Consider the following 25694-nt stretch of genomic DNA (forward strand, 5'->3'; position numbering starts at 1 on the left):
AAACCCTTGCCGAACAGTTAGGCGATCACTTTAAGGCAATGAAAAATAAATCCACCAAAGCTAATTTTGAGTCTTAGCTTGAAAATAGACTCGTTGATGAGTATCGTAATCTCGTTAACGAGTGTTGACAACTCGTCAGCGAGTATCCGAACCTTGTAAATGAATTTTTGCAACTCGTTGATGAGTCTTTTAATTTCGTAATTGAGTCTTTCAGTCTAATGTGTGAGATTCAAAATATCATCATTGAGTCTGTGTAACTCGTGAGTGAGTATTAGAGCTTTGTTAATGAGTTCTAGGAATTCGTGAATCAGTATCAGAACGTGGTGAACTGGGTGGAAACACTCATCCTAGAGAATGAAAAACTATCAAGTGTCGATTAAATATTCATCTTTAGCGGAACTACTCGTCTGTCAAGCTGATTTTCTCTTTCTTCGTGCTCTACCCTTACGGGAAGCCGCTACGCGTCTAATACGTCCTTTGTGGTTCGTTACTTTATCCCTCAATTCAAACTTGATATAGTACTACCCTACTTAAATCGAGGAACAAATCTGGAAAATAAGGCAGTGCTAAATCTCTGTTACCGCTACTCCATGAGGTGCCAGAAATTGATAAGCTAAAAACCTAGACAAGCTATTATACAAACCATGCCTGCGTCTACTATATCCCCTAGTACTACCGCCTTTCCCTTAACCGCTGTCGTCGGACAAGAAGCGATTAAGTTAGCTTTACTTTTAGCAGCTGTCGATCCGGGGTTGGGGGGAGTAGCGATCGCAGGGCGTCGCGGTACGGCAAAGTCTGTGATGGCGCGTGCGATTCACGCTCTACTGCCACCAATTGAAGTTGTCCGTGGTTCAATTAGCAATTGCGATCCCAATCACCCAGAGGAATGGGATGATAGATTGCTCTTTGAATTGGGAGATAAAGATCCACAGGAACTCCCGACTGAAGTTATACCCGCACCCTTCGTACAAATTCCCTTGGGGGTGACAGAAGACAGACTTTTGGGTTCTGTAGATGTGGAACAGTCGGTAAAACAAGGAGACACAATATTTCAACCAGGTTTGCTTGCCGCCGCCAATCGGGGCGTTCTCTACGTAGATGAAATCAATTTATTAGATGACCAAATTAGCAACCAACTTTTAACAGTACTATCTGAAGGACGCAACCAAATAGAGCGGGAGGGCATAAGTTTTCAGCATCCCTGCAAAGCGTTATTTATTGCCACCTACAACCCAGAAGAAGGAGCATTAAGAGAACATTTGCTTGATCGCATTGCGATCGCTCTTTCTGCTGATGGTGTTCTTGGTTTAGATCAAAGAGTTCAAGCAGTTGAGGTTGCGATCGCCTACTCCAAATCTCCCCAAGAGTTTCTCCAGCAGTACAGCGAAGATATCGACGAACTCAAAACCCAAATTATCTTTGCACGGGAATGGTTGAAAGAAGTTCGTATTAGCCACGAACAAATTACTTACCTAGTCGAAGAAGCAATTCGTGGCGGAGTGCAAGGACATCGGGCGGAGTTATTTGCTGTGCGTGTTGCCAAAGCCTCGGCGGCTTTAGATGGACGTACACAAGTCAATGCTGATGATTTGCGGCGAGCTGTGGAATTGGTAATTGTACCGAGAGCAACTCAGATACAAACGCCCCCACCCGAACAACCACCACCACCGCCTCCTCCCCCACCCCAGGATCAAGAAGAAACTGAAGACGAAAATCAAGAACAGGAAGAAGAGGAAGACAATCAAGAACAACAAGAACCCCCCAACATTCCTGAAGAATTTATTTTCGATCCCGAAGGAGTAATTCTTGACCAAAGTGTGCTTTATTTTGCTCAGATGGCACAACGGCAAGGTAAATCTGGCAGTCGCAGTTTAATCTTTTCAGAAGACAGAGGACGTTATATTAAGCCAATGTTGCCCAAAGGAAAAGTGCGCCGTGTAGCCGTAGATGCCACACTTAGGGCAGCAGCACCGTATCAAAAAGCACGACGCCAGCGACATCCTGACAGAAAAGTCATTGTCGAGCAAGGGGATATCCGCTCGAAGCGATTAGCACGCAAAGCCGGAGCTTTAGTTGTGTTTGTCGTGGATGCTTCTGGCTCAATGGCGTTGAACCGGATGCAATCAGCCAAAGGTGCAGTCATGCAGCTTTTAACTGAAGCTTATCAAAACCGCGATCAAGTATCGTTGATTCCCTTCCGGGGAGAACAGGCAGACGTGCTATTGCCGCCAACACGTTCGATTGCCTTGGCGCGCAATCGTTTGGAAAGATTACCTTGCGGTGGAGGTTCACCGCTAGCACATGGATTGACACAAGCTGTGCGCGTGGGCTTAAATGCTCAGATGAGTGGAGATATCGGGCAAGTCGTGATTGTAGCCATTACCGATGGACGCGGCAATATCCCCTTATCGCGTTCATTAGGCGAACCGCAAGAACCGGGAGAAAAGCCAGATATCAAAGCCGAATTGTTAGATATCGCTGGTAGAATCCGTGCTTTGGGAATGCAATTGTTAGTGATTGATACTGAAAGTAAATTTGTTTCCACTGGATTTGCTAAGGAAATAGCAAAGACAGCAGCAGGCAAGTATTATCATCTACCCAAAGCTACCGATAAAGCAATTGCCGCCATGACAAAAGGAGCGATCGCGAACATTAAATCAGGGAATAGGTAACAGGGAACAGGGAACAGATACATTTTTAGTAAGCAAAACTCCTAGATTGGACACACATAATCTAGGAGTTTTCTAATTTTCAGCACTTGTCAAACGACTTAATTTTCGTAAGGTAATGCTAACTAGTTATCAGCTAGAATCTGCTTCCAGTGCAGCAGTGTGTTAGCCGGGAGTATTTTCCAACGTTACCGCATCGCCTCTAAAAAGCGGTAGTCGTGCATCCATCTTTCCCCTTCTTGATCGCTCAACACGGCGAGCCGTCCGGTACTCAAAAATGCCAGCCTGAAGATCTCCCACTGCTCGTCAGTAATGTCACCCTGCTGGGAGCTGACGCCTCCCTCTTCCCAGACAATTGTTACTTCTCTGCCACCAGCAATCTCAAAGTACCCCAACCGAGTAATTCGGCCGAAATGCCACTCGAATTTGGCTCCGGCTTGCTTGGCTTGGGCTTCTTCAAGCCCCTCAGTGCCAGGTCGGCGAATCTGTTGCCCTGTATCGACTGATGAAGACTTATTTTCCATAATGTTATTGTCCTACTTATCTGCAATATCTTGCTTGAGTTAGCTTAAAGAGCTAAATCTATAAACCTTAATAGCAGTTGCGAAAGCTGTAGTTTCCGCGATCGCCACCAAACGAACATCTGTCTTCTCTTGGCCTAGCTTTATTCACTTTCAGCTGGCGTCCCATCCATTCAGCACCATCAAGAGCATCAATGGCAGCTGTTTCTTCAGCATCTGCACCCATTTGCACAAAACCAAAGCCGCGCAGTTGTCCTGTTTCACGGTCAGTAGGTAGCTGAACCCGCTTCACAGAACCATATTCTGCAAAAATAGCATTCAGACTTTCTTCTGTAACTTCGTAAGAAAGATTGCCCACATAAACTGACATAGATTTTCTCCAAAATCATGAGTGTGCAGAGGTGTAGATTTCGGAGAAAAGTCTGTAAATACCAAAAGGAAAAAGCCTGTCAATAATAAAAACAAACGCTGTCGCCGAATTAACTCTCACTTTCCACCATGACATAGGAGGCAATTATTAGAGGGAAGTTGGAAGTAATCGTTATAAAAAGTAAAGAGAGCAATTGTTAGCTAAGTATATTGTTGCCTATACCTGGTATGCAAAGTCAAATCTTGCTTTATTTTACAAGCGCTATGATTGCTGCTAAGTCTCATCAATGCTCGGTTCACCTAGAACCGAGCTAAATCAACTGAAGGCGAAAAAGCCTACATCAATTTACAGGATGCCCCAGAAATGGAGGAAACCTTGACCAGAAAAAACTTCAATCAAAACGACAAATATAAAACCAATCATGGCAAAGCGACCGTTCCAATTTTCACTCTCAGGAGTGAACCCAAAACGCATCGCATTAGGATCATCTGAAACAGTAGGAGTAGAATTCTTGAAACCTGACATGAGCAAAACTCCAAAGTTCAAGCTTGGTAACAGTTGCAACTGTCTGTAACGTAATGTAACAGATTTTTAAGAAAATGCAACATTGAGTTCAAACAAAAAAGCAGGCGTTGATTGGTTACGAGCGATCGCAGAGTAATCTGATTTTGATAATATTAAATAGGGATTTAATTAAGTGCGCAATTCAGCATTTAATTTATGATTAATCTAGAGCATATTCACTCTCTTACGGACTTTAAGCGCAACGTCAAACAATTTCTAGAGAAGATCAAGGCGACTAAATCACCTCTTGTGCTTACTGTTAATGGCAAAGCAGAAGTCGTCATCCATGATGCAAGTGCCTTTCAGGAAATGATGGATAGACTTGAGCGTGCAGAGAAAGAAGTGCGTTAGCTGAAGTTAGAAGCATTACAGCGAGATATTGCGATCGCAGCCGAACAGCTAAAGAATGGAGAATATACTGAATGCGATGACGAGTCTTTACCTCGTTTGCTGGAAAATATCAAAGCACGAGGACAGCGTAAGCTAGATCAGGATAGCTGACAATGAATCGCTATAGAATTTCTCGGCAAGCTGAACAAGACTTTGAAGATATTTGGACTTACCTAGCTCAACAAAATCAAATTGTAGCTGACAAACAAATAGCTCAAATTCTTAATCATTTTCCAATGCTTGCTCAGTTTCCCGATCTGGGCAAAAAGCGAGATGATTTAATGAACGAACTTAGAAGTTTTCCTGTTAAGCCTTACGTTGTGTTTTACATAAAGATAAATGATGACATAGAAATTTTCCGAGTATTACATCAATCGAGAGATATTGAAAGTGAGTTTTCTTAATTTATAGGTATTTTCTTGACTGGTGTACGGATCTTTACCTTTATAAGATTGCGTGATCGCACGACGTGATGAAAGACTTAGTTTTGTAGCAAAGCCGCACTTGGAAAACTAGGCTTGACAAAACAAAAATTTAATAGTGTTCGCACTTAACTAAAAAAGATTGTATTAACATAAGAATCAAGGTAGCATTTCTAACATTTATTATGGCTATGCGAGACGCAGACAAGGATCGTCACAAAAATCGCCCCATCCAAAATACTAATTCACCTAGAAACGAACCAGTTTCTTATCATGAGCTTCAACAGTTTTTGAGGAATGCTCGTGCCAATGCACTTCAATGGGAACAACGTGCAAAAGAAAACGAGGAAGCTGCATCCCAACTTACTCAAATTCAGCAACAACTTCAAGCTTATCAAGTTGAAGTTAAAGATTTAAAAGAATATGCAGCCCAAAATAATCAGAAATATCTTGATGAACAAAAAAATTATCAGCAGGCTTTATCTCTTTACAATGAAGAAAAAGCGAGAGCAACTGAATTACTTACCAAATATGAGGAAGCCAGTTCTGAGCGAGACAATTATGTGATTTTATATAATGAGGCACAAGCACAACTTAAATTTGAGCGCCGTTCCAAGGCTAGTATTAAGGGATGGGAAACTCGTCGTAAAGCGGAGAACGAGCGATTAAAACGGGAAATTGCCGATATGGTTGTTCTGCTGCGTGAATCTCTGGCAATTAAGGATGAAGCTATAAATAACCTCTACATTGTAGCAGAGCGTATGGATCGAATTCAATCACTAGTTGATTCAGTAGAAGAGGAAACAACAGGTAATCCTGTAGGTTTAGTACAAAAGTTTAAACACATCTGGCTTGCAATTAAAGAGATACTTTCAGAATAAACAAATACCTACTTATGAACAAAAAATCAGCATCAACCACAGGAACTCAACATCAAGCAAAGTTGGGAGAGCAAATTCGTAATATTGCTGATAGGCTTAAACAAGAAACAAAAGTGCAGATAAAAGCCACCTCCCGTATTTTAGGGGCTGCTGCTCAAATTTTCGATAATCATGACCGACTTATTAATGAGGTAGTTGATATGGTTGAAGAAGACCTTAATCAACAAACACAGAGTTATCAAAAGGAAATTTATACGGTTGAGATTCTAAAGCAAGAGTTTAAAACATTACGTGAAGCGAAGGATCATTTTAAACTGAAAGCGACTAGTTGGGAATCCCTTGCTAGCAAACTAAATGATTCTTCTTCCCAAAAGCTTATAACTAAGAATCAACTTCAGCCATCTCAAGGTTTGGAAACTAACGGTATGGGAAATTTTCAACATGATAGCAAAAACTCTGAAGGGTTGACAGTTTATTTAGAAGCAGATGTCGCAGAAATGTTTCCTAATTCTCAAGCAGTAAACGAAGCTTTGCGTTTTCTGATTAGAGTTACAAATAAAAATAGTTTCTGAGTTAATCGAATCAGGTATAGACAAAGTAAAAATACTTGTTTTTTTAAACAAATTTTTTAGCAGATCAATCGATAAACAAATATTTTCTACCAAGTGATTCCTGGCTCTAAAGGTAGACAGCACAATTGGGACAACGTTGTAACGGCGTGTGAACGGTGTAATTAAATCAAGAATGATCGCAATCAAGTTTAGATGTTGTTTGAAAAGTCTAAATTAATACCAGCCTGGCGATGAGAAATCGCGCGCCAGTCGCTATCAGCGGATACGTTGCTACCAATGGACACGCCGTACCTACTTCTATCCGCTCTGTGTCTACCGCGTCTACGCGCCTACAAGGAGGGCATTGCGCAAGGGCGCGCTGGCTTGGCTACACAGACAAAATCTGCCTCCGCAGGTTTAAAAATTTAGTTTTCTGTTAGTCCACGAAGGTGGACTTTGCCTGTGTAGTAGCGAATTATATTCGCCCAAAACTTTTAAAACATCCTCTTAGAGTGCGATCGCTGTTTGACGTGCAGGGAGTATATCATAAACAAGCAAACCGATCCGTAGCCTCTATCAAAGCACTGCGAATTCCTGGTTCACTCATCGAATGTCCGGCATCAGGAATAACTATAAATTCTGCCTCTGGCCAAGCACAATGTAATTCCCAAGCTGATATCATCGGACAAACCACATCATAACGTCCTTGAATAATTACAGCCGGAAGATGACGGATACGATGAACATTTAAAAGCAATTGGTCTTCAGGTTCAAAAAAACCTTTATTGATAAAGTAATGGCATTCAATCCGGGCAAAAGCATCAGCAAATTCATTTTCACCAAACTTTTGCATTAATTCTGAATCTGGAAATAATCTACTAGTACTAGCTTCCCAAATAGACCAAGCACGAGCAGCTTTTAGCCTAACTTGTGTATCAGGACTAGTTAAACGTTTGTAGTATGCTGTTAGCATATCATCACGTTCTGCCACAGGAATAGGTTTTAAATACTCTTCCCAAGCATCAGGAAAAATATAGCTAGTACCCTCTTGATAAAACCATCGCAACTCCTTTTGTCGTAGCATAAAAATGCCACGCAGAATCAATCCTTTGCAACGTTCGGGATGAGTTTCACTGTAAGCTAAAGATAAAGTACTTCCCCAACTACCACCAAAAACAACCCACTTTTCAATTCCTAAGTGTTCTCGGAGTTTTTCAATATCGTTAACTAAATCCCAAGTTGTATTTTCTTGGAGTTCAGCGTGGGGTGTACTTTTTCCACAGCCACGCTGATCAAACATCACCAATCGCCATAGTTCGGGATGAAAATACTGTCGATAAAATGGCGGACATCCCCCACCTGGGCCGCCATGTAACAAGATGATAGGCTTACCTTGTGGGTTACCTGACTCTTCAAAATGAATTGTGTGGATTTCTGATACCCGTAAATTCCCTTCTCTATAAGGCTCAATTGGTGGATAAAGTTCTCGCATTCTCTCTATATTCCTGTTTTGTGAGCCTGAATTCTCAATCTACAAGACATCGCTTGCGATAGACTTGTGATCTATGACTTGTTTGCACTCAGCCACTTTACCTGAATCAGTTACTCACGGCGTTTACCCCTTGAGTATTGCGCCAATGATGGATCGTACCGATCGCCATTTTCGGTATTTTATGCGGCAGATTACACGTCGCACTTTACTCTACACCGAAATGGTTACAAGTGCGGCAATTCTACATGGCGATCGCCAACATTTATTAGGCTTCTCACCTGAAGAAAAACCCCTGGTTTTGCAAGTGGGAGGCGATAACCCCGAAGAACTTGCTAAATGCGCTCGCATTGCTGAAGACATAGGTTATGACGAAATTAACCTTAATGTCGGTTGTCCTAGCAGTCGCGTACAAGATGGCAATTTTGGGGCTTGCTTAATGGCACAGCCGCAACGGGTAGCAGATTGTGTGGCAGCAATGCTCAATGCTGTTCACATTCCTGTTAGTGTGAAACATCGTATCGGTATTGATGATCGCGATCGCTACGAAGACATGACAAACTTTGTCCAGATTGTTTCACAAGTAGGTTGCCGACGTTTTACCGTACACGCACGCAAGGCTTGGTTACAGGGATTAAGCCCAAAAGAGAACCGGGATATCCCTCCCTTGCGTTATCAAGATGTGTATCGTCTCAAGCAGGAATTTCCCCACCTATTGATCGAAATTAACGGTGGAATTATCAATTTAAACCAGGTGCAACAACATTTACAGTCTGTAGATGCAGTCATGATTGGACGTGCTGCTTACGATCATCCTTATCTGTTTGCTACAGCAGATAGTGAAATCTATGGCGAGACGATGCAAACCCTTAGCCGTTATGAAGTTGCTGAAGCGATGTTTTCCTATATTGATAGCTGGGTGACAAAGGGACTCAAACTTAATAAAATTACTCGCCATATGCTGCAACTGTTTGCTGGGCAACCGGGTAGTCGAGCGTGGAAGCGCCACTTAACAGAAAATTCCTGCCGTTTAGGAGCAGGTTCTGGTGTAGTACGACAAGCACTAATGCAAGTCTTGGAATCTTCGGCAATATCGAACATCAACATCCCTACTAGCTGAACTTTACATCATTACCCAGTTGGTAGAACCTGCGGACGTAACATCGACATTAAATCCTGAATTCCTTTTTGCAGATACCGCGTTACCGTCATCGGGCTGGTACCTATTTTTTGAGCGGCATCTTTACGAGAAAGTTCCTTCAAAAATACCAATTCCACTGCCATGCGGGGTTTTTCTTCCAATAAACAGATTGCCCCTTGCAGTTGTTGGCGTTCTTCTTCTCGCTGTTGTTCTGCCGCAGAACGAGGACAAGGAAGTGCTTCGCCTAAAGTGATTTGGCAATCAATGTAGTTAACTACAGTAGCATCTAAACTCAAAGGCATCCGATTTTGAGCAGCTAACTTGGTTTCTAGCCATTCTTGTGTTGATACTTTAAGTTGCTTCGCTATTTCTGAATCTTTGGGAGCACGTCCCAAAATTTCTGCCAATTCTTTACGAACTTTTTGCCCTTCATTATAAAGTTCCTGCCAACGACGGGGAATCTTTAATAGAGTGCTGCGATCGCGTAAAAAATGCAGCATTTCACCCCGAATATAAGGAACAGCGAAGGAACTAAAAGCATATCCTTGGCTAGGATCAAAGCGCTCAATAGCTCTAATCAAACCAAAATAACCTATTTGCTCTAAATCCTCGTAAGGCTCGTTACATTGATGACTAAATTTATGAGCCATTTTTCGTACTAAGCCGATATGTAACCTTACAAGTTTATTACGAAGTTCAATAGAGGGATTCTGATGGTATAGCTGCAATAATTCCATACCATCACCTCGTATAGAGGACTGACTTACTGCCATAGAAATTCCTTTGTAGTCACTCCTATTCTCGGAAATGGAGTTGCGTAAAATTTCACCTAAGCTGTAATTATTGTCCTTAGGAAAGCATTGCTACACCATTCGTTGTTTCACTGAACTTGTATATGGTCTATCTCTGTATACCAGTATTTACACGCACTATGTTTGTACAAAATATTATTTGTACATTAGTGAAGATATTGTAAGAATGATGTGTGTATTCCCTTGCTTTGTTACAAAGATATAAAAATATGTTTAGAGTATTAATTCCAGTATGAAATGTTGAAAATCAAAAATTATATTTTTGTAAATTTAAAACTAAAATTTTGTTTTTCTATACTTTACAAACCTATTTTTTACATGGGTGATTTTATTGTTATTTCTATAGTAAAAATTCTCCCCGCAAATATTTGCTTATCTGCAACATCTAAATAATTGTATATTTCTCACCACAATTCATAGTTTGAAAATATCGAGATACACTGATGGAAAATTTTCTAATTTTTTAACAAAAGCAGCAACAATGCTCGTTAAAGCTCACTCTTGCAGATTTATTTTCCAATTGGATCTGAAAATTTGAGTAAAAATGGAAGTAGTTTAGTAATGTTGTCACACAAAGTGAGTTGTGAAATATGAGCAATACTAGCAACTTCCGTGATGCTATCCGTGAAGCCAAAACTCAAGCCCTGATCGGCCCAAATGTGATAGCTAATGCCTTGCCCTTCCTGGGAGGTGGTTTAGTATTAACTGCACTAGGAACCTACGGCGGTTTGGCTGTTATCCGTGCTAATCCTGGATTGTTCTTTCCCACCTTCATTGGTGCAATTATTCTAAATTTAATTTTGTTTTTTGTTGCCCAAAACGTTGCGGAAAAAGGTAAAAACAACATAGCACTGCCTCTTTTGGCAACTTACAGTTTGTTGTCTGGATATACCCTCAGTGGCTTAGTATTTGTGGCGTTAAGAACTGAAGGTGTAGGTATTCCAGGAATTGGTTTGGCAGCTCTCGGTTGCGGCATCACATTCATTGTCGCCCGTCAAGTTGGTTCAAATCTCTCTGACTCTGACGGCATGGCTCTGACAAAAACTATCCGTCTGGGCATTATAGCCTTGTTCGTTGTTGTACTTTTGCAATTCTTGTTTGCTTTGTTTGGTGTTTACACCCCAACATGGTTAGAAATAGGCATTTCTGGTTTAGGCGTGTTTTTGTTTGCCGGCGCATCGGTAGTTGACTTTTACATTCTGCCCCGTACCTATCGCAACGAGCAGTACTTACCAGCAGCGTTGTCGATGTACTTGACTTATATCAATCTGTTCATCTTTATCCTACGGTTGCTAATCGCCCTTAATGGCCGTGATTAAGCATTCATTGAGAGCAAGAAAAAAACAAAGTTAAAGTTCATAAATGCCGTGGTTTGCTTGCGCAAAAACCACGGTTTTTTAATCGGGTTTGGTAAAACTTGTACTACAATTTGTAGCAAAAAGTTATAAAACTCAATTTTCCTCATACCCTGTTCCCTCAACATTATGTTTGTTAAGAGCGCTGATAAAGGCGCTGTGCCACCCGTTAAGAATGGAACAAGTCAAATCCTCTTCCTTTCTGTCTTGAAAATAAGGCAGAGGGCAGGATGCAGTAGACGCGGAGTGGCTACTTGCACCAAGTCGCTGCGCGCAAGAGCGTAGGTAGGCAGAAGGAAAGACAATTTTCATGCCCTGGTTTTGGGTTTTTCCCGTGATTGACTGACTTGAAAGAGGGTGTAGGGGTGTAAGGGTTTAGGGTTGTAGGAGCAAGAATTCTCTTTCATACTTGGTGGGTACGAAGTTCATCGGGGCTGCCTTCTGCCTTCTTCAAAGACAAATATAGATAAAATTGAAGATATGAATACAATAAAGAGCGATGCCCTCGCAAGAAGACGCTTTGCGTCTGAAAATAAAACCTGAAACGCTCTGTTATTAGCAAAAACAATGGAAGTACTAGAATTAAAGCGCGAAATTGAAACGTTGTGTGATCGCCTGGGTAAAACCCAGGACTATCTTTGACATACCTGCACTGACTGCCAAAATTCAAGATTTAGAACAAATAGCAGCACAACCAGAGTTTTGGAACGATCAAGTTCAAGCTCAAAAAACTTTACAAGAACTCAATGATCTGAAAAACCACCTTCAACAGTACAATCAGTGGCAAACCAGTCTGGAAGACAGTAAAGCTGTAGTAGAGCTTTTGGAATTGGAAACTGATGAAGCACTTCTGCAAGAAGCACAAACCACCATTACTAAGCTGAATCGCGAACTAGATCAGTGGGAATTGCAGCAGCTGCTTTCTGGCCCTTACGATGAACAAGGTGCGGTGTTAACGGTGAATGCTGGTGCTGGTGGTACTGATGCTCAAGATTGGGCAGAAATACTACTGCGAATGTACACGCGTTGGGGAGAAAACCAAGGCTATAAGGTACATTTAACGGAAATATCTGAAGGTGATGAGGCGGGAATAAAATCTGCCACCATAGAAATTACCGGACGCTATGCCTACGGTTACTTGCGATCAGAAACTGGTACTCACCGATTAGTGCGGATTTCACCTTTCAATGCTAACGGTAAGCGGCAAACTAGTTTTGCTGGAGTAGAAGTGATGCCGCAGTTAGATAACTCGGTACAGTTAGAAATTCCAGAGAAGGATTTGGAAATAACCACATCTAGATCTGGTGGTAAAGGAGGACAGAACGTCAACAAAGTCGAAACAGCCGTGCGGATTGTTCACATTCCTACAGGCATCGCCGTACGTTGTACAGAAGAGCGCAGTCAACTGCAAAACAAAGAAAAAGCTCTTGCTCGCCTCAAAGCCAAACTATTGGTAATAGCTCAAGAGCAACGGGCTAAAGAAATTGCCGAAATTCGCGGTGATATGGTTGAAGCTTCTTGGGGTAACCAAATTCGTAACTATGTTTTTCACCCTTATCAAATGGTGAAGGATTTGCGTACTGATGTAGAAACAACTGCGATCGCGGATGTGATGAATGGTGAAATTGACATATTCATCCAATCTTATCTCCGGCAAGAAAACCAACTGGTAGAAGCTACTGTGTAATTATAGGAATTGTGAGTGAGTAGTAGGGGCGGGTTTTGCTGCTCATCTTGCCGTTGGAGCCGAGAATTTATCTTCTCAACCCGCACGGCAATCACTACAACGCGCTTAACCCGACGCCAGGTGACGCCACTTGCTTGATGCCGGGAAACCCGTCCGCCGTAGTGGTTCCACAACGCGCTGCCTCCCGTACAATAGTTAGTCGTTCACCATTAACCACTATCCAATAATCACTAATGTAAAGACGCGATTGATTGCGTCTGTAACCGATTTATTAAAGTTAAATTATTTGTTTCAGCCCAAAAATAATTAGCAAAACCCCTCCTTACTAACTCATGGCTAGTGCTATTAACTAAACAAACTGTTACATTTATAGAAGAAATTGTTATCAAATCATTATGAGTGCCTCTCAAACAGAACCAAAACCCAGTTATGTCAAACTCGCCATGCGAAATATGGTGCAAAAGCGAGTCACTTCTTTAAAACACTTTGTCTTAACTACTGTAGGGCTTTTAGCTGTCCTCGTTGGTTTGGCTTACCTGACTCGTTGATAATTTAAACAACCTAAAAATATGGGAGATTTTTTGGCTGGTGCAAGTTGAAGTATGCGTGCAGGATTTTGTGATTGAGTCTTCTCAACCAGACGCTAAACTGATTGGTGATACTAATATCCAAATTAGTGTAGAAACCTGGGAACAGTGGTTTAATTGCTGGTTGGAAATACTACAACCTCATCTTCCACCTTCAGAAAATTACGAGCTAGGGCTGCGTTTGACAAACGATGCCGAAATTCAAGTGTTGAATGCTCAATATCGATTGCAAAATAAACCTACAGATGTTTTATCCTTCGCGGCGTTAGAAGTAGAATGCCCTCAATCCGCTGAAATGCTTGCCTCATTACCCCTGTATCTAGGTGACATAATCATTTCTATTGATACAGCACAAAGACAGGCTCAACAGCAGGAACATTCTTTACAAACTGAATTAGCATGGTTAGCTGCTCACGGATTACTGCATTTACTAGGCTGGGATCATCCAGATCAAGAAAGCTTAGAAAAAATGCTCCAACAGCAAGTAATATTACTTGAGGCAGTAAGTATTGCTATTGATATAGAATAACACGTGGCTGCATAACCATAAACGTATATTACTTTTGTAAGAAATTGGCATAAAGTCTGATGTGCGATTAAAATCGGCCAGAAATCCTCACTTAAAAAATCTGCTGCTGTATTTTTATGACTATGTCCCAACCAGTCTCATCACCATCGACAAATCCTTTAGAAAAAGTGGTGACTAAAAAGCGGGAGCTATCCTGGCAAGTTGCCTCGAATTTATTTGTTAGTTTTAAGTATGCCTGGTGTGGGATAAGTTACGCATTTCAAACTCAGCGCAATTTTCGTATTCATGTATGTGTTTGCGTTTTGGCACTTGGATTAAGTATATTTTTACATTTAAAAACAGTAGAGATAGCAGTAATTAGTATCACTAGTGGTTTAGTTTTAGCATTGGAATTACTGAATACGGCGATTGAATCAGTAGTTGATTTAACAGTGAAGCAGACTTACCACGAACTAGCAAAAATTGCTAAAGACTGTGCTGCTGGTGCTGTACTTGTATCTGCTTTAGTCGCAGTATTGGTAGCTAGTACGCTCTTGTTGCCTCCTTTGTTAACCTTAGTTGCTTCGGCTTTCTAGCTTTGAGCGATCGCACATCTATAGGGAACAGGGGACAGAGAACGGAAAATTGTAATAAGTTTGTTTAGGTACTTATTATCGATATAAACCAGAGGTTATAAACTGTGATTATAGTTATCGATAATTACGATAGCTTTACTTATAATTTAGTTCAATACTTAGGAGAATTAGCAGCAGATTTCCCAGTAGCCGCTGATATCAAAGTTTTTCGTAACGATAAAATTACCCTAAATGAAATTCGTACTCTCAAGCCAGATGGAGTGTTAATATCTCCAGGGCCAGGACGTCCAGAAGATGCAGGAATTTCCCTAGAATTAATTGAAAAACTTGGAGATAATTTGCCAATTCTAGGAGTTTGTTTGGGACATCAAAGTATCGGTCAGGTATTTGGCGGTAAAATAGTTTCTGCGCCAGAGTTGATGCACGGCAAAACTTCTCAAGTTTCTCACACTGGGATCGGTGTTTTCCGGGGATTGGAAAATCCCATCACAGCAACCCGATATCACAGTTTGGTGATTGATCGCCAAACTTGCCCAGATGTTCTAGAGATTACGGCTTGGGTTGAAGATGGCACAATCATGGGAGTACGACACCGGAACTATCCTCATATAGAAGGCGTCCAATTTCACCCAGAGAGTGTACTCACTTCTTCAGGTAAGCAGTTACTGCGAAACTTTCTGGCAACATTACAAATGAGGACAAGAGAGTAATTAATGAAACGACGGCAACTGATGGGCTATGCTGGAGCGGGATTGGCAACAACCATCATGACTAATTTGGGTTCTAACCTGCAAGCTAATGCCCAATCTCGCAGTAGTTCATTAACAGTTCAGTGGTTGGGGCATACTTGCTTTCTATTTACTGGTGATGGTACGAAAATTTTGGTTAATCCATTTCGTACAGTTGGTTGTACCGCCGGTTATCGTGCGCCAAAAGTGGCAGCAGATTTAGTACTAATTAGTAGTCAATTGCTAGATGAAGGCGCGGTGGAAAATCTACCTGGAAATCCCAAGTTGATTTACGAAGCGGGAGCCTATGAATTTCGAGGAATTAAATTTCAAGGAATTGCTCTCGATCATGATCGCAAAGGGGGTAGGCAGTTTGGTAAAAATACAGCTTGGCAATGGAATCAGTCTGGAATCAATATCCTACATCTAGGAGGAGCTGCTGCACCAATTTCCATTGAACAAAAAATCCTAATTGGGCGTCCCGATGTAGCATTTGTACCTGTAGGGGGCGGGCCAAAAGCTTATAATGCCCAGGAAGCAAAACAAGCAATTCAAGTTATCAATCCTAAATTAATTATTCCTACCCATTACCGTACAAAAGCAGCCGATGGTAACGCCTGCGATATTGCTCCCTTGGATGACTTTTTGAAATTAATGGATGGAATGACGGTTCGTCGTAGTAATAGTGACACAGTTACTATTAGTTCTGGTAATTTGCCGGAGAATGGAGCAATACAGGTTTTAAGTTACAAGTTTTAGTGTGTAGGGCAGCCTCATGCCTGCCCTTTAAAATTTAATACCAAACTACAGAGGTAAAAAAGTGAACATAAGTTAGCTCAAATCCGTTGCTTCCCAACCCAACTAACCCGTTTTTGAATACCATAGCCATCTTCAATTGTGCGATCGCGATAAGAACCTGCTCGTGATTGAATCACTATCCAGTTAAGCTGTTCTTGATCTGAAATGTTGCGCAAGCAGCGTTCTCCTTCAGAATCTACACGGATTACAGTTCCCTCAGAGACTGGAAAGACACAATCATCCACTTGAAATTCTCCCTGACCTTGAATGAAAATATAAATTTCTTCGTTTAATTGATGCTTGTGATAGAACGGTATGGATTTAAGAGGTTGTAAGGTATTAAGGGAAATCTCTGCACTAGTCAACTGAAGCAATTGCTTTAAAAATACCTTACCTTCTAGCTTAATCGAGGGTTCCTGAGCTTCAAAAAAATACTGCTCCAAATCAGAAAATTTCCCGAAATCTACAACAGTAAAGTTATTTCCAGATCTAGTGATTGGCATAGATTGCATCATGGTTACTATTGACTTTTAAATTGCAAGTTACAAGCTAATTTAGCAAAGCTTACTTGTAAAATGCAAGTAATACTCGAACTTTGATTTTTGATAGATGACACAATTAAAACGCTCTTACTGTCCGATCGCATCCACGCTGGATTTAATCGGCGATCGTTGGACGCTATTGGTAATTAGAGACATGATGTTTTTTGGTAAACAGCGATTTGAGGAGTTTTTAGAATCTCCGGAAGGAATTTCGACTAATATCTTAGCAAATCGACTCAAGTCTCTTGAAGATTTGGGTTTGATAGTCAAGCAGCCATACGGTAATCATCCTCGGCGAATGAACTACCAACTTACAGAACAAGGACAAAGTCTTCGCCCTGTGCTTATAGCAATGATTGAATGGGGGTTAGAGCATATTCCTGAAACAATGATTCCGAAAGGTGGCTCCACTCAAAATCAAGATGGAGTAGGAGAAGTGAGGGAGTGAGGGATTGAAATAGAATTCTTCTGTCTAGCCCCTAGCTCCCACTTGTATAAATCTTTAATCATTTTTCTCAAAAATTTTAGTATCTTCGGGGATTCTTCTTACCATGAAAGTAGTACAATTGTTCTAGTAAAGCTAAATTTTGCCAACACTATAAGAGTGCGATCGCTTTATGACGACACAAATGCACAGTGTAATAGCAGCTCAAGTCGATTCTAAAACAATTACTAGATCCTCCTTTAAAGAATACGAGCAAGAGCAGGCTGAGGTAGCAGCGCTTTCAAGTGATCTAAATTCCTCTTTTGGGGCTCTCTTTCATGCCACCGCAACTATTCTGCGTCATGCCTTCTTTTTAGCCGAATTAAAAAAAACGCACTCTCAACGAGAATACAAAAAGCTGCTTTCTGAACACGGCTTCTTAGATGAAGAAAAGAAATATCTAAAGGTAGCAGCAGCCTTTCAAAAATTTTCACCTCAAGATTTAGCGCAAATTGAACCGAGAACCATATATCAGCTAGCAGAAAACAGCAAGAAATATCAGCCAGTGATTGATCAGCTATTAGATTTGGCAGAAGTTTCTCAAAAAGCAGTACGAGAGCTAGTCAGAAAGCAACGTCAACCCAGGGAAATAAAACCCGAAAAACCCAGTATCTGGAGACGCACAAAAAATGGCGGTAGGTACTGTCAAATTCCCCCCATTCATGAAGAAAATGAACGGACTGGAATTACTTTACAAAAAATGATGGATACAGAAGGACTTAGCGCTCAAAAGATTGTGGCAGAGGCGATCGCCTTACGGCAAGCATACAAAGAAGGAAAATTAATACTCGTACAAGAAACAGTTAATTAACAGCCCTAAAAAGTTTATTGGGGTAAGGTTGGAATTCTAGCCAAAATGCCTTTCTTAAGGGGTTCAGGACGTTCTGACCAAGATAGTAAACCATCAGGTTTAGTGTAATATTGGCTAGCACATTCCAAAATTGCGGATGCACTGTGATCGATTGGTAAATCTCCAAATAGATAAGTTAATTTACCACAACCAGCAAAAGCGACAACACAAGAATGACTGCAAGCGCTCATGCATTCGACTTCCTGAATTGAGAAATCATGTTTCAAATGCCAATCTTGCGCTAAGTTCTGAAGCTGTTGTAGTAACTTTTGGCCTCCACTTTCACCGACTCGCTTGCCATCTTGCCATGTGGTGGCACAAGTTTTACAAACAAATAAAGTATGAGAAGGGACATTCGTGTCCTGAGTTGCGGAAATATTTGCTACAGCAGTCATCTGTTCCTCGCAGATACATTGGAAATAATTTGTTCACTTCGGCGGGCATTCTGACTTACAAAGACAAAAGTTGTGTGACTTTTGATTTGATTACAGTTGCGGGACAGCGTCGGATTTGCACCGTACTTTCCCCGTTACCTCTGATGGCTGTTCCCCATTAGAACCGAATATTTTTCATCATAACATCAATGCGTTTTGTCACTGAGATCAAGGATGAACGCGATGTTAGCAAGTTAATATGACAGTGCAGCACATAGACAAAAGCCGCTATTGCTGAATTGAATCATAATGAAGTACTTACTTAACACAGAAAGACTGAGTCTGTGGCCATGCCAAAACGAGGATTTGAACTCCTTGCACAAGCTATGGACTGATGCTAATGTACGGCGATTCCTCTGGGACGATCGCCAAATTTCCTGTGAAGAAGCGCAATCTTTTATCGAGACAAGTACAGCAAATTTTACAAATTACGGCTACGGAATTTGGCTATTTTCTGAAAATCAGAATGACTTGATGATTGCCGGATTCGCAGGTTTGCTTAATTCATCGCAGGAACCACCGAGTCTCATCTTTGGCACTCGCCCCTCACTTTGGGGACGCGGTTATGCTAAAGAAGCTGCACGGGCAATACTTGATTATGCCTTTGATGTGCTTGATTTGGAATGTGTGATCGCAGATGTTGATGAACCGAACAAAGCTTCGATAAAAGTACTTGAGGCTCTAGGTATGACTAGGACTCGACGGGCGCTCGTCAATGGACGACCACTTCTATACTATGAGATTCATCCACATAGGCACATTTAAGTAAGTCAACATAAATAAACTAAAAACATAGATCCCCGACTTTTCTAAAAAGTTGGGGGTCTTGCAGTAACATTGTCGGTAGAAAATTCCTGTATATTTATTGATTTTTGCGAAAAATTTAGATCCATTTGTACTGGAATCAAAGTTGCATATGAATTACTGCCTCATAGACTCCCGTGCTATATGTAGAGTCTAATTTCTATTAATTCTTCCAAGAAACGCTTATGAATAATCTCCGCATCTACCGACGGCGTTTCCTCAAAGCTGGTGCTTTTGCTGTTGGAAGTTATGCAGTTACTAGCACTGATATCCTGCGTTCCTGGGCAACTCAGAGTGAACCTATAGATGCGATCGTGATTGGCAGTGGCTTTGGCGGCGCGGTTGCTGCGCTGCGGTTAGCACAAGCTGGAATAAAAACGATTGTGTTAGAACGCGGACGTCGTTGGACTTTGACTGAAGAACAAAACACCTTTGCTAGTGTGCGTACTCCAGATAGTCGTTCTTTGTGGCTAAATTCCTCTTCTGTTCCTGTACTCGGTATTTTTAAACCTACTGCTATTGATGATTGTACAGGTGTGTTGGAGGTTCTAGAAGAAAATGGCATTGGTGTATTGGCAGGTGCAGGTGTAGGTGGCGGTTCTCTTGTCTACTCTGCTGCTACCTACGAACCATCACGCGCTAATTTTGATCGAGTCTTCCAAGGAGCAATCTCTTATGATGAGATGGCTGAGGTATATTATCCTAGAGTTCGCTCCATACTAAAGCCTAGCCCTATCCCAGCAGATATTTTGGCGTCAGAGTACTACCGCCTAACACGTGTCACTCTAGAACAGGCGGCAAATGCAGGTTTGCCTGGAAAGCTATTGGACATGAATCTCGACTGGGATGTGGTTCGCCAAGAAATTTCTGGAGAGCGCGTTTCTTCTGCGATCGCTGGCGAATTTTTATATGGAAATAATAGCGGCTGTAAGAACAGCTTGGATCGCAACTATCTGCTACAGGCAGAACAGAGCGGATTTGTTCAAATCTTGCCATTACATATAGTGACAGATATCTACGAGTTGCCGGAACATCGCTATGCAGTTTTTTGTAATCAAATCGATGAAGGCGGGAATGTCATACAAAAGCTCACCTTTACGAGTAGGCACGTTTTTTTAGCGGCTGGTTCGATGGGAACGTCAAAGCTTCTAGTGAAAGCAAAAGTTAAAAGAACGCTGCAAAACCTAAATGATGCTGTGGGAGAATTCTGGGGTAGTAATGGTGATAGTCTTGGTCTTAGAGTTGGTCTACCACCCACTAACCCCACTCAGGGTGGGCCATTAAGCGTTGTCATTGAAGATCATGCTAATCCACTTGCACCAACAGTCCTTCAGCCATATCCACAATGGAATGAAACACGGCAAGATAGTCTCTATTCATTAGGAATTACTATTGGTTTAGCAAAGGGGAGCTTTCAGTTTAACCCTTTCACTAATAATGTGCGATTGAATTGGCCTATATATGATCCGGAGATTGTTCAGCTACGTCAAGCAGCCTTGGGAACATACCAAACACTTAACCAAGCTAATACCAACAGTACATATCAGCCTACGACTGCTCGTGTTTCAGATCAGATCACGTTGCATCCGCTCGGTGGTGCTGTACTTGGAAGAGCCTGTGACCTTTACGGTAGAGTTATAGGCTACAAAGGTTTATATGTTATGGATGGTGCAATGATTCCCGGCTACGCTGGATGCGTTAACCCTTCTCTTACCATCGCTGCTCTTGCAGAACGGTGTATCGAGCGGATTATTGCAGATGATTTTGCTTAAACACTTATTTATCTGACTCAACAACCTGATTGCTAAAATATCGATCGCGCTCTGCAAATCCTGCGATCGCTGTGTGCAGTGTGAGATATATGTGTTCATTTCCAATTCTCTGTAAAAGCTGTGATCGCTTAAGCTGGGCGTAGAGATCCTGTTTGACGCGTGCCATTGCAAAGATGATGTCTCTAGCAGCTAGTTCGCTTTGCAATTCTGCCAAGGTGTCGAGGGCGGTGATGTCAACTTCAGCGATCGCCTCTGTGTTCAGTACAAACCACTCTACTGGAACTGCTTCTGCCTCGATTGCTTCTAATGCTCGTCGCTTAAAGTTTTCGGCATTGGCAAAGCACAAGGGAGCGTCATACCGATAAATTACCAATCCTGGAATAGTTTTAGCTCCTTCCCAGTCTTCGACATCGTGTAATCCTGGTAAACCTGGCACCTCTCCCAAAACTGCGTCGTGGGGGCGTGCCACTCTAGCAAACAAATCAATGATAGATAAACCTACAGCAACGGCAACGCCAACCAAAATATCTGTCAGTAAAACTCCAGCTGTTGTAATTAGAGCCAGAAACAGTTCACTGCGCCGAAATCGTCCTAGTCTGATAAATTCCGGTACTTCAATTAATTTTGTAGCAGCATAAATAACGATCGCTCCCAATGCTGCCTTGGGAAACTGCGCCAACAATGGACGCAAAAATAACAGTACCAAGACAATAACAACCAGAGCCACTAAGGAGAAAACCTGCGTCTTGCTTCCCAATGAATCTCCGATGACAGTGCGGCTACCACTGCTACTGATAGGAAAACCTTGCATAAATCCGTTTCCCAAATTTGAGGTTCCTAACGCCAACAGTTCCTGATTAGCATCAATTTTGTAATGATTGCGGGTAGCAAATGCCCGTGCTGTGAGTACGTTATCCGAATAGCCAACGATCGCAATCCCTACGGCAGCCGCCACAAGTGATAAAAATTCTTGAACCGCTAGGTTGGGTACAGCAAAATGAGGCAAGCCGGCTGGAATCTCTCCAACCACTGCAACACCTCGCTGCTCCAAATCAAAGAGTGCTACAGCAGCCGTTGCCAGCAACACCGCCAATAAAGGGCCAGGTGCCGTGCGAAAGCGACGCTGAATCGTGAACAAGAAAAACAAAACTAGAACTGCTAAAATCAGAGTCGGCCAGTGAATGCGATCAAGCTTGTTGAGGAATTCACTTACTTCTCCAAAAACAGTGCTTGCCTCAATATCAATGCCACCAATTTTACCAAGCTGACCAGTAATCATAATAACAGCAACTCCTGTCATATAACCTGTCAGAATTGGTTTAGACAGTAAATCTGCTAAAAAACCTAGCCTGGTAATGTAGCCAATTATGCATATAAAACCAACAATTAAAGCCAGCAGAGAAGCGAGACTTGCATAGTTACTACCATTTGCCGCTACTAAGGGAGCGATCGCTGCTGCCGTCATTACCGCCGTTGTCGATTCTGGCCCTACCGAAAGTTGAGGCGATGAACCCAAAAGGGTATAAATTATCATTGGCGGCAGAATTGCCCACAACCCCACCACAGGTTCCACACCAGCCAACTCACCATACGCCATGCACTGGGGAATCAAATAAGCAGCTACTGTTACACCCGCTAGTACATCCCCTCGCAACCATCCTCGCTGATAAGACAGCAATCGTTTTAATCCCGGCATTTGTAGAGGGATGGCTTTATATGTTTTCAATTGTGCGTTCACAGACTATATTCGTGTTTAGTTTGAGAAGAGGTTAAGGATAGGTTAAGCATTAGATAGATTGTATCTTTGAAGTTATTAAATTAACAGAAGGCGATCATATATTTTGCGCGATCGCGCAAAATCTACAGTTAACCCTTACCCAACTAGAATAAGTTCAGGATGCTGGGTAGGAAAGCAATATGAATACATCTGTTCTGAATCAGGTGATTGAGCAACTGAAAATTATGAAGACTTGCAGTGTGCTTTGGCTAGTACAAAAATTCGAGGTGTTCCAGGCAGACAACTTTTACGTTTTGCAGGTGCAATACCACAGGATGACATACAGTTAATACGCGAAGCAATTGAACACAACTGTGAACAAGTTGACGCTGATGAGTCGTAGATATTCTTTAGGATTGCTGTATGACCATTTCTGTAACACAAACCAAGCTGCATCTCCATCGGCAACAATTTCCAGCTTTAGCAAATAAAACTTATTTCAACTACGGCGGTCAAGGCCCGATGGCGAAAGCATCTATGGATGCTATTACTCAAGCCCAAGCCTATATTCAAGAAATCGGCCCTTTTGGTAATGCAGTCGGTAAATGGATTGGGCAGGAAGTGAAAGCCACAAGAGTTGCGATCGCATCGGAACTAAATGTACAACCACAAACAATCACCATCACGGAGAATGTAACTGTTGGGTGTAACATTGCAATGTGGGGTATTGACTGGCAAGCTGGCGATCACTTGCTCTTATCTGACTGTGAACATCATAGCGTTGTGGCAATTGCTCAAGAAATTTCCCGTCGGTATGATGTCGAAGTTACTACCTGTTCCTTGATGCCTACTTTGAACGAAGGCGATCCTGTGACGTTAATTGCCCATCACCTTCGCCCCAATACCCGTTTAGTGGTTTTAAGTCACATTCTCTGGAATACAGGTCAAACTTTACCTCTTGACAAAATTGCAGAAAAATGCCGAAAAAATAATTCTTTATTACTGATAGACGCAGCGCAATCAGTTGGTTTATTGCCTTTAAATTTAACTGAATTGGGGGTAGATTTTTATGCCTTCACAGGGCATAAATGGTTATGTGGCCCTGCGGGAATAGGAGGTTTGTATGTACGCCCAGAAATCAAAGCCAGCCTGAAGCCTACTTTTATTGGTTGGCGTAGTGTTATTACCGACAGTCAAGGAATACCTGTAGATTGGCAACCTGATGGACAATGTTATGAAGTCGCAACATCAGATTATCCTCTTTACGCTGGGTTGAGAGAAGCGATCGCCATTCATAGGCAATGGGGAACAGCAGAGGAACGATATCAGCAAATTTGTCGTAATAGTGAATACCTATGGCAGCAATTGAGGACACTACCGGATGTTAATCTTTTGCGAACCTCACCACCCGAAAGTGGTTTAGTCTCGTTTCAACTCACTCATAATCACCCCCAGTCTCATCCCCAACTGGTGAATTTTTTAGAATCACAAGGATTATTTATTCGGATCATTGCCAATCCGAATTGTGTGCGTGCCTGCGTTCACTATTTTACACTTGAGTCGGAAATCGACCAACTGGTTGAGGGAATTAGGGAATGGTTAAATGCTAATGGTTAGTGGTTAATTTTTTACTACTAACTACTATCTACTATCTACCAACTTCCCTTATGCTCAAACATCTCTAATTAAATATGGAACGTCCAATTTTATATATAGCAATCACCAATCACGGTTTTGGTCATGCTACTCGGATCGCGGCTGTTGCAGCAACTATTCAAAAGCTATGTCCAGAAGTTCTGCTCATTTTGGTGACCACTGCTCCACGGTGGTTGCTAGAGTGCTATATTGAGGGCGATTTTATCCATCGTCCCCGTGCATTTGATTTGGGTGTTGTACAAGCAGATAGCTTGACAATGGACAAAGAGGCGACATTGGAAAAGTTGGTAGAGATTAAGAAGAATCAGCGTTCTATCATCGCCTCAGAAGTTAACTTTATCCGCCAAAACCGCGTTCACCTGATCTTGGCAGATATTCCCTTCCTTGCTGCCGAAATGGGTAAGGCTGCTGGTATTCCCTGTTGGATGATGAGTAACTTTGGTTTTGACTTTATCTACCGAAGTTGGGGCGATCGCTTTATCGAAATTGCAGATTGGATTAGTGATTGTTACAGCAAGTGCGATCGCTTATTTCGTCTTCCCTTCCATGAACCGATGGAAGCATTCCAGTATGTTACAGATGTAGGCTTAACAGGTGGTTCTCCTCGTTATTCTGCTGATAAAATACGAACAATGTGGGATATCACTGCGCCAGTTGAAAAAACTATATTACTTACTTTCGGTGGCTTGGGTTTGCAACAAATTCCTTATGAGCGCCTACAAAAATTTTCAGACTGGCAATTTATTGCTTTCGACCACTCAGCTCCAGATTTATCTAATGTAGTTAAAATCAGCGACCATAAATTCCGTCCTGTAGATTTGATGCCCATTTGCGGTCGAGTTGTTTCTAAACCTGGTTACAGTACTTTTGCAGAAGCTACTCGTCTAGATGTACCGATTGTTTCTGTAACTCGTGATGATTTTGCAGAAGCAGCTTTTCTATTACAAGGTATTTCTACTTATAATCAACATCAAATTCTCACTCCCTCAGAGTTTTTTGATGGTTCCTGGGATTTTTTACTCCAACCACCCCAGCCGCCAACCTCCTCGGAACTTATTGCTAAGGATGGTAACGAAGCGATCGCTCATGCAGTTGTCAAATACTTTGGTGAATGATTCATGAATGAACAATAATACTTAATACTTAATTGCTAATTACCTTTTGTCTATTAGTCATCAGCAATTAACTACTAGGATTTTCTCAACACAAGACGTTCACCTCTCAAAAAAATTGCTATAGATTATAAATAATAAAAATCTCCAACTCTAAACAAGTGGAGATTTTTACCAAAATATAAGTAACTAAGGCAGATGACCCTGATGACTCTGTAGATACCGAAAGTGAGTAGTTCCACTCACAATCAAAG

29 protein-coding genes, 1 pseudogene and 1 riboswitch are annotated in these 25694 nt (G+C 41.8%); of the genes and pseudogenes, 21 read left to right on the forward strand and 9 right to left on the reverse strand.

Annotated elements, in window-relative coordinates; genetic code table 11:
- Nucleotides 1–644: 644 nt before the first annotated feature.
- The gene (gene bchD / locus U2718_RS09940) at nt 645–2672 is read left to right on the forward strand and encodes a magnesium chelatase ATPase subunit D (protein ID WP_341998589.1); all 2028 of its coding nucleotides are present in this window, start codon (nt 645–647) and stop codon (nt 2670–2672) included.
- A gap of 185 nt (nt 2673–2857) precedes the next feature.
- Here the strand turns inward: bchD and U2718_RS09945 are convergent, their stop codons facing one another.
- The 3 genes from U2718_RS09945 to U2718_RS09955 form a co-directional block, all read right to left on the reverse strand.
- Nucleotides 2858–3193, reverse strand: a complete 336-nt coding sequence (locus tag U2718_RS09945; protein ID WP_341998591.1) for a hypothetical protein — start codon at nt 3191–3193, stop codon at nt 2858–2860.
- Nucleotides 3194–3260: 67 nt separating this feature from the next.
- The gene (locus U2718_RS09950; protein WP_341998592.1) at nt 3261–3560 is read right to left on the reverse strand and encodes an RNA-binding protein; all 300 of its coding nucleotides are present in this window, start codon (nt 3558–3560) and stop codon (nt 3261–3263) included.
- A gap of 345 nt (nt 3561–3905) precedes the next feature.
- The gene (locus U2718_RS09955) at nt 3906–4085 is read right to left on the reverse strand and encodes a high light inducible protein (protein ID WP_341998594.1); all 180 of its coding nucleotides are present in this window, start codon (nt 4083–4085) and stop codon (nt 3906–3908) included.
- 195 nt (nt 4086–4280) lie between these two features.
- On the opposite strand from U2718_RS09955, the pseudogene U2718_RS09960 reads away from it, so the two are divergent.
- The 5 genes and pseudogenes from U2718_RS09960 (at nt 4281) to U2718_RS09980 (ending at nt 6554) form a co-directional block, all read left to right on the forward strand.
- Nucleotides 4281–4625 (forward strand): annotated as a pseudogene (locus U2718_RS09960) (type II toxin-antitoxin system Phd/YefM family antitoxin).
- 2 nt (nt 4626–4627) lie between these two features.
- Nucleotides 4628–4918, forward strand: coding sequence for a type II toxin-antitoxin system RelE/ParE family toxin (locus tag U2718_RS09965; protein WP_341998598.1), 291 nt, complete (start codon nt 4628–4630; stop codon nt 4916–4918).
- Between the two features lie 203 nt (nt 4919–5121).
- Nucleotides 5122–5817 carry a hypothetical protein gene (locus U2718_RS09970; RefSeq protein ID WP_341998600.1) on the forward strand — a complete coding sequence of 232 codons (696 nt, stop codon included), beginning with the start codon at nt 5122–5124 and terminating at the stop codon, nt 5815–5817.
- 14 nt (nt 5818–5831) lie between these two features.
- Nucleotides 5832–6389: a hypothetical protein gene (locus U2718_RS09975; protein WP_341998602.1), complete on the forward strand. Its 558-nt coding sequence runs from the start codon at nt 5832–5834 to the stop codon at nt 6387–6389.
- Between the two features lie 93 nt (nt 6390–6482).
- Nucleotides 6483–6554 (forward strand): HNH endonuclease, encoded by a 72-nt coding sequence (locus U2718_RS09980; RefSeq protein WP_411813259.1) that lies wholly within the window; start codon nt 6483–6485, stop codon nt 6552–6554.
- 358 nt (nt 6555–6912) lie between these two features.
- On the opposite strand, the gene pip is transcribed toward U2718_RS09980, so the two are convergent.
- On the reverse strand, nt 6913–7860 hold the full coding sequence (gene pip / locus U2718_RS09985) for a prolyl aminopeptidase (RefSeq protein WP_341998604.1): 948 nt from the start codon (nt 7858–7860) through the stop codon (nt 6913–6915).
- 73 nt (nt 7861–7933) lie between these two features.
- Here pip and dusA point away from each other — a divergent pair, with 73 nt between their 5' ends.
- Nucleotides 7934–8977, forward strand: a complete 1044-nt coding sequence (gene dusA, locus U2718_RS09990) for a tRNA dihydrouridine(20/20a) synthase DusA (RefSeq protein ID WP_341998606.1) — start codon at nt 7934–7936, stop codon at nt 8975–8977.
- Nucleotides 8978–8988: 11 nt separating this feature from the next.
- On the opposite strand, the gene U2718_RS09995 is transcribed toward dusA, so the two are convergent.
- Nucleotides 8989–9771: an RNA polymerase sigma factor SigF gene (locus U2718_RS09995; protein ID WP_341998608.1), complete on the reverse strand. Its 783-nt coding sequence runs from the start codon at nt 9769–9771 to the stop codon at nt 8989–8991.
- Nucleotides 9772–10400: 629 nt separating this feature from the next.
- Between U2718_RS09995 and U2718_RS10000 the strand changes: the two genes are divergently transcribed.
- Complete coding sequence (locus U2718_RS10000; protein WP_341998609.1) at nt 10401–11129, forward strand: Bax inhibitor-1 family protein; 729 nt, start codon at nt 10401–10403, stop codon at nt 11127–11129.
- A gap of 603 nt (nt 11130–11732) precedes the next feature.
- Nucleotides 11733–12852 (forward strand): peptide chain release factor 2 gene (prfB, locus tag U2718_RS10005; protein ID WP_341998610.1). Its coding sequence is split into 2 segments (ribosomal slippage): nt 11733–11804 and nt 11806–12852, totalling 1119 coding nucleotides; the frame shifts between segments, so codons are not numbered across the junction.
- Here prfB and U2718_RS10010 read toward each other — a convergent pair.
- Entirely contained in the window at nt 12810–13025 is a 216-nt protein-coding gene (locus U2718_RS10010) for a hypothetical protein (protein WP_341998613.1), read from the reverse strand. The two genes, prfB and U2718_RS10010, sit on opposite strands and share 43 nt — an antisense overlap.
- Nucleotides 13026–13247: 222 nt before the next feature.
- On the opposite strand from U2718_RS10010, the gene U2718_RS10015 reads away from it, so the two are divergent.
- The 5 genes from U2718_RS10015 to U2718_RS10035 all read left to right on the forward strand — a co-directional run bounded on the left by U2718_RS10015 (nt 13248) and on the right by U2718_RS10035 (nt 16030).
- Nucleotides 13248–13400 carry a DUF3285 domain-containing protein gene (locus U2718_RS10015; RefSeq protein ID WP_341998615.1) on the forward strand — a complete coding sequence of 51 codons (153 nt, stop codon included), beginning with the start codon at nt 13248–13250 and terminating at the stop codon, nt 13398–13400.
- 40 nt (nt 13401–13440) lie between these two features.
- Nucleotides 13441–13968: an rRNA maturation RNase YbeY gene (gene ybeY / locus U2718_RS10020; protein WP_341998617.1), complete on the forward strand. Its 528-nt coding sequence runs from the start codon at nt 13441–13443 to the stop codon at nt 13966–13968.
- 122 nt (nt 13969–14090) lie between these two features.
- Nucleotides 14091–14543, forward strand: coding sequence for a diacylglycerol kinase family protein (locus tag U2718_RS10025; protein ID WP_341998671.1), 453 nt, complete (start codon nt 14091–14093; stop codon nt 14541–14543).
- A 104-nt stretch (nt 14544–14647) separates the two neighbouring features.
- Nucleotides 14648–15253 (forward strand): aminodeoxychorismate/anthranilate synthase component II, encoded by a 606-nt coding sequence (locus tag U2718_RS10030; RefSeq protein WP_341998619.1) that lies wholly within the window; start codon nt 14648–14650, stop codon nt 15251–15253.
- Nucleotides 15254–15256: 3 nt separating this feature from the next.
- On the forward strand, nt 15257–16030 hold the full coding sequence (locus U2718_RS10035) for an MBL fold metallo-hydrolase (RefSeq protein WP_341998620.1): 774 nt from the start codon (nt 15257–15259) through the stop codon (nt 16028–16030).
- A 77-nt stretch (nt 16031–16107) separates the two neighbouring features.
- On the opposite strand, the gene U2718_RS10040 is transcribed toward U2718_RS10035, so the two are convergent.
- Nucleotides 16108–16584: a cupin domain-containing protein gene (locus U2718_RS10040; RefSeq protein ID WP_411813258.1), complete on the reverse strand. Its 477-nt coding sequence runs from the start codon at nt 16582–16584 to the stop codon at nt 16108–16110.
- 94 nt (nt 16585–16678) lie between these two features.
- Between U2718_RS10040 and U2718_RS10045 the strand changes: the two genes are divergently transcribed.
- Complete coding sequence (locus U2718_RS10045) at nt 16679–17059, forward strand: helix-turn-helix domain-containing protein (protein ID WP_341998624.1); 381 nt, start codon at nt 16679–16681, stop codon at nt 17057–17059.
- Nucleotides 17060–17228: 169 nt separating this feature from the next.
- Nucleotides 17229–17906 carry a hypothetical protein gene (locus tag U2718_RS10050; protein WP_341998626.1) on the forward strand — a complete coding sequence of 226 codons (678 nt, stop codon included), beginning with the start codon at nt 17229–17231 and terminating at the stop codon, nt 17904–17906.
- Nucleotides 17907–17920: 14 nt separating this feature from the next.
- On the opposite strand, the gene U2718_RS10055 is transcribed toward U2718_RS10050, so the two are convergent.
- Nucleotides 17921–18340, reverse strand: coding sequence for a DUF1636 domain-containing protein (locus U2718_RS10055; protein ID WP_341998627.1), 420 nt, complete (start codon nt 18338–18340; stop codon nt 17921–17923).
- A gap of 22 nt (nt 18341–18362) precedes the next feature.
- Nucleotides 18363–18523: riboswitch (cobalamin riboswitch) on the reverse strand.
- A gap of 105 nt (nt 18524–18628) precedes the next feature.
- Here U2718_RS10055 and U2718_RS10060 point away from each other — a divergent pair.
- Together U2718_RS10060 and U2718_RS10065 are read left to right on the forward strand one after the other, a co-directional pair.
- The gene (locus U2718_RS10060) at nt 18629–19144 is read left to right on the forward strand and encodes a GNAT family N-acetyltransferase (protein WP_341998629.1); all 516 of its coding nucleotides are present in this window, start codon (nt 18629–18631) and stop codon (nt 19142–19144) included.
- 224 nt (nt 19145–19368) lie between these two features.
- On the forward strand, nt 19369–20955 hold the full coding sequence (locus tag U2718_RS10065; RefSeq protein WP_341998631.1) for a GMC oxidoreductase: 1587 nt from the start codon (nt 19369–19371) through the stop codon (nt 20953–20955).
- Between the two features lie 4 nt (nt 20956–20959).
- On the opposite strand, the gene U2718_RS10070 is transcribed toward U2718_RS10065, so the two are convergent.
- Nucleotides 20960–22693, reverse strand: coding sequence for a solute carrier family 26 protein (locus U2718_RS10070; RefSeq protein ID WP_341998633.1), 1734 nt, complete (start codon nt 22691–22693; stop codon nt 20960–20962).
- A 244-nt stretch (nt 22694–22937) separates the two neighbouring features.
- Between U2718_RS10070 and U2718_RS10075 the strand changes: the two genes are divergently transcribed.
- The 3 genes from U2718_RS10075 to U2718_RS10085 all read left to right on the forward strand — a co-directional run bounded on the left by U2718_RS10075 (nt 22938) and on the right by U2718_RS10085 (nt 25443).
- Nucleotides 22938–23075, forward strand: a complete 138-nt coding sequence (locus tag U2718_RS10075; RefSeq protein WP_341998635.1) for a hypothetical protein — start codon at nt 22938–22940, stop codon at nt 23073–23075.
- A gap of 20 nt (nt 23076–23095) precedes the next feature.
- A complete protein-coding gene (locus U2718_RS10080) occupies nt 23096–24289 on the forward strand; it encodes an aminotransferase class V-fold PLP-dependent enzyme (RefSeq protein WP_341998637.1) in 1194 nt (397 codons plus the stop codon).
- 74 nt (nt 24290–24363) lie between these two features.
- Nucleotides 24364–25443: a glycosyl transferase gene (locus tag U2718_RS10085; protein ID WP_341998639.1), complete on the forward strand. Its 1080-nt coding sequence runs from the start codon at nt 24364–24366 to the stop codon at nt 25441–25443.
- Nucleotides 25444–25694 lie beyond the last annotated feature (251 nt).

The organism is Chlorogloeopsis sp. ULAP02 (assembly GCF_038404745.2).
Taxonomy (GTDB): Bacteria; Cyanobacteriota; Cyanobacteriia; order Cyanobacteriales; family Nostocaceae; genus Chlorogloeopsis.

What these genes read in the sequence shown, in the direction of transcription:
- U2718_RS10060 (WP_341998629.1), top strand. Translation starts at nt 18,629, where the DNA reads ATGAAGTACTTACTTAACACAGAAAGACTGAGTCTGTGGCCATGCCAA.
- U2718_RS09950 (WP_341998592.1), bottom strand. Translation starts at nt 3,560, where the DNA reads ATGTCAGTTTATGTGGGCAATCTTTCTTACGAAGTTACAGAAGAAAGT.
- U2718_RS10025 (WP_341998671.1), top strand. Translation starts at nt 14,091, where the DNA reads ATGTCCCAACCAGTCTCATCACCATCGACAAATCCTTTAGAAAAAGTG.
- U2718_RS09955 (WP_341998594.1), bottom strand. Translation starts at nt 4,085, where the DNA reads ATGTCAGGTTTCAAGAATTCTACTCCTACTGTTTCAGATGATCCTAAT.
- U2718_RS10050 (WP_341998626.1), top strand. Translation starts at nt 17,229, where the DNA reads ATGACGACACAAATGCACAGTGTAATAGCAGCTCAAGTCGATTCTAAA.
- U2718_RS10055 (WP_341998627.1), bottom strand. Translation starts at nt 18,340, where the DNA reads ATGACTGCTGTAGCAAATATTTCCGCAACTCAGGACACGAATGTCCCT.
- U2718_RS09995 (WP_341998608.1), bottom strand. Translation starts at nt 9,771, where the DNA reads ATGGCAGTAAGTCAGTCCTCTATACGAGGTGATGGTATGGAATTATTG.
- U2718_RS10085 (WP_341998639.1), top strand. Translation starts at nt 24,364, where the DNA reads ATGGAACGTCCAATTTTATATATAGCAATCACCAATCACGGTTTTGGT.
- U2718_RS10015 (WP_341998615.1), top strand. Translation starts at nt 13,248, where the DNA reads ATGAGTGCCTCTCAAACAGAACCAAAACCCAGTTATGTCAAACTCGCC.
- U2718_RS09970 (WP_341998600.1), top strand. Translation starts at nt 5,122, where the DNA reads ATGGCTATGCGAGACGCAGACAAGGATCGTCACAAAAATCGCCCCATC.
- pip (WP_341998604.1), bottom strand. Translation starts at nt 7,860, where the DNA reads ATGCGAGAACTTTATCCACCAATTGAGCCTTATAGAGAAGGGAATTTA.
- U2718_RS09975 (WP_341998602.1), top strand. Translation starts at nt 5,832, where the DNA reads ATGAACAAAAAATCAGCATCAACCACAGGAACTCAACATCAAGCAAAG.
- U2718_RS09945 (WP_341998591.1), bottom strand. Translation starts at nt 3,193, where the DNA reads ATGGAAAATAAGTCTTCATCAGTCGATACAGGGCAACAGATTCGCCGA.
- U2718_RS10065 (WP_341998631.1), top strand. Translation starts at nt 19,369, where the DNA reads ATGAATAATCTCCGCATCTACCGACGGCGTTTCCTCAAAGCTGGTGCT.
- U2718_RS09965 (WP_341998598.1), top strand. Translation starts at nt 4,628, where the DNA reads ATGAATCGCTATAGAATTTCTCGGCAAGCTGAACAAGACTTTGAAGAT.
- bchD (WP_341998589.1), top strand. Translation starts at nt 645, where the DNA reads ATGCCTGCGTCTACTATATCCCCTAGTACTACCGCCTTTCCCTTAACC.
- U2718_RS10040 (WP_411813258.1), bottom strand. Translation starts at nt 16,584, where the DNA reads ATGATGCAATCTATGCCAATCACTAGATCTGGAAATAACTTTACTGTT.
- U2718_RS10080 (WP_341998637.1), top strand. Translation starts at nt 23,096, where the DNA reads ATGACCATTTCTGTAACACAAACCAAGCTGCATCTCCATCGGCAACAA.
- U2718_RS10045 (WP_341998624.1), top strand. Translation starts at nt 16,679, where the DNA reads ATGACACAATTAAAACGCTCTTACTGTCCGATCGCATCCACGCTGGAT.
- dusA (WP_341998606.1), top strand. Translation starts at nt 7,934, where the DNA reads ATGACTTGTTTGCACTCAGCCACTTTACCTGAATCAGTTACTCACGGC.
- U2718_RS10000 (WP_341998609.1), top strand. Translation starts at nt 10,401, where the DNA reads ATGAGCAATACTAGCAACTTCCGTGATGCTATCCGTGAAGCCAAAACT.
- U2718_RS10035 (WP_341998620.1), top strand. Translation starts at nt 15,257, where the DNA reads ATGAAACGACGGCAACTGATGGGCTATGCTGGAGCGGGATTGGCAACA.